Source organism: Moorena sp. SIO4E2, assembly GCF_010671945.1.
GTDB lineage: Bacteria > Cyanobacteriota > Cyanobacteriia > Cyanobacteriales > Coleofasciculaceae > Moorena > Moorena producens.
Genome location: NZ_JAAHIE010000910.1, coordinates 1 through 2266, shown reverse-complemented (window position 1 = coordinate 2266; position 2266 = coordinate 1). Strand labels below are relative to the sequence as shown.

2 protein-coding genes are annotated in these 2266 nt (G+C 47.6%); both read left to right on the top strand.

Going from position 1 to position 2266, the window contains the following annotated elements; genetic code table 11:
• Positions 1-1520: lanthionine synthetase LanC family protein (locus F6K37_RS38875; protein WP_287256551.1), on the top strand; the 1520-nt coding region annotated here is incomplete at its 5' end.
• A 105-nt stretch (positions 1521-1625) separates the two neighbouring features.
• Positions 1626-2266 (top strand): Nif11-like leader peptide family natural product precursor (locus F6K37_RS38870; protein WP_287256548.1); only part of this gene is annotated, 641 nt, incomplete at its 3' end.

Genomic DNA, 2266 nt, shown 5'->3' with positions numbered 1-2266 from the left:
TGGATTTGCTGTTCAACACCTTAAAAGAGCATCAACGAAAGTGGGACAATCAAGGGAAACTGGCTGAGCTAGAACTAGCATCCCTGTGGCAATTGGATATCCCCATCTTCTCAGCTAAGGCAACTGGCCCTCTAGATTTAATCCACAATTACCAACAATCCCTGCCAGATGCGATCGCGATTTCCCCATTGGACAATGCAGTCAAACGCATTGAAAAATTATCTGAGGAGAACCGAATCCGGCAGAACCAGTACATCTACAGTAGCCTATCCACAGACGAACTGAATAGTCCCTACTTTATCGCTTCAGCGGTTAATTACGCCCAGCAAATTGGTTGGCAGTTGTGGGAATTACTTGAACCCGATGCGAGTAAGGCTCCATGGCAAACCTCCGACTATACAGCTACTGGAAAACGTGTGGTAGATGTCGGGCCAGATATTTACTCGGGTTCAGCGGGGATTTGCCTATTTTTGGCTTATCTTGATGCCCTTCACCCCCAGCCAGAATTTCGTCAAGCAGCAGAGCGAGCCTTCAAGCACGCCATGGAGCACCCTAGTTCACCCTTCGTTGGGGCGTACCAGGGAACAGCTGGATTGATTTACCTGTTAACCCACCTGGCTCAGCTATGGGACAGACCAGAATTGCTGGAGCGGGCAGTAGAGTTGACTCACGAACTAATGCCACGGATTCCTCAGGACAAATACTTTGACCTTTTGCTCGGAGTCACGGGGGTGATTCCTGTCATGGTGGGGTTGGCAAACACCACTTCTGGCCAAGGGAGAGATAGTGCCATAGATTGTGCTGTGCAGTCTGCTCAATATTTGCTCCAAGGGGCAACTCGCCAGGGGGACACCCTAAGTTGGGAGGGTGGGCGACCGGATCTAAACCAGCAGAATCCCACCGGTTTTTCCCATGGTTCGAGTGGTTCAGGGTGGGCACTAATTTTGCTGGGGTGTGATCTTGACAAGCAAGAGTACATTCAGGCTGGTCGTCAATGCTTTGCCTATGAAGCGACTCACTTTGATCGGGAGCAGAAGGATTGGTATGACCTGCGCAAATCGGTCATGGTAGCTGACAGAAACGAACCCCATTTTGCCAATGCTTGGTGCAATGGGTCGGCGGGAATTGGTTTGAGCCGTATTGCCAGTTGGGCAGCTTTAGGGAAAAATGACGAAGATATTCTGCGGGAGGCTTACGCAGCTCTCAATGCTACTTTGCGGAATTTTGACAAGCTCGGTAATGATTCCCTATGTCATGGCAGATCTGGCAATGCTGAGCTATTGCTGCGGTTTTCTCAACTGAGGGACACACCTTATTTGCAGATGGAGGCTAACGTCCAAGCTCAAGCCCAATGGCGTCGGTTTGAGAAAGCTCGTACGTGGCTCTGTGGTTCTACGACTAAGGATCTCTTTCCCGATCTGATGCTTGGGATCGCTGGAATCGGAATGCACTTTTTGCGGCTAGCCTATCCGGAGCGAGTCCCTTCCCCTCTGATGCTCGATCCGCCTCCATCAGCATAAGCCGATAGACCTAGATTGAGGGGAAAGCTTGTGTCGGTGAAGGTAGACTCTGGGATTATTATTGTCGTGGTTGTAATTTTGTTGGTTTAATTGGTTGAAAAAGCTATGTCAAAAGAAGCGGTGGAGAAGTTTTATGAAGCTCTTGAAAATACAGAAGCATTGAGACAGCAAGTTAAGGTAATCACAACGGAAGAAGAGCTGGTTAAACTTGGTGCCAATCACGGTTATTGTTTTACCAAAAAAGATATAGCAGCAGCAAATGCTTCTTATGTTCCCAAGAGTGACAAACCTCTGATTTCCATTGATTGTTCTGAGTCTGCTTCTGATAAAGGGTTCCCCCACGCTTATCACTACGAGTTTAAGTTTTCCGAGATTCCAGGGTTTGAGAAAATTGCTGAGGAGGTCGGAAAGCTCAAAATCAAGCCAGATACGGTGGATATAGGGCTGTATGAAAAGAGTTTTTGGGAAGCAAATTTAAAATTTGCCGATGTTTCCCCAGCTGATCCAGAATTCCAACAGCGGTATCTCAAATCATTGCGCTCCTACCTGGATCAAGGTGTGGCTTCATCCCAGCCTGAATATGCCTGGAGTCAGTTCCACTTAATTAATCTGGATCGGTATGTTGACCATTCCCTTTACGATGATTATTTTAGGACGAAAGTAAAGTTAATCGAACTCCTGGAAGAGTTCTTTGGAGCTGAAATTAGGTTCTCAGGAAGCTTATGGTATCCGCCGAATGCTTATCA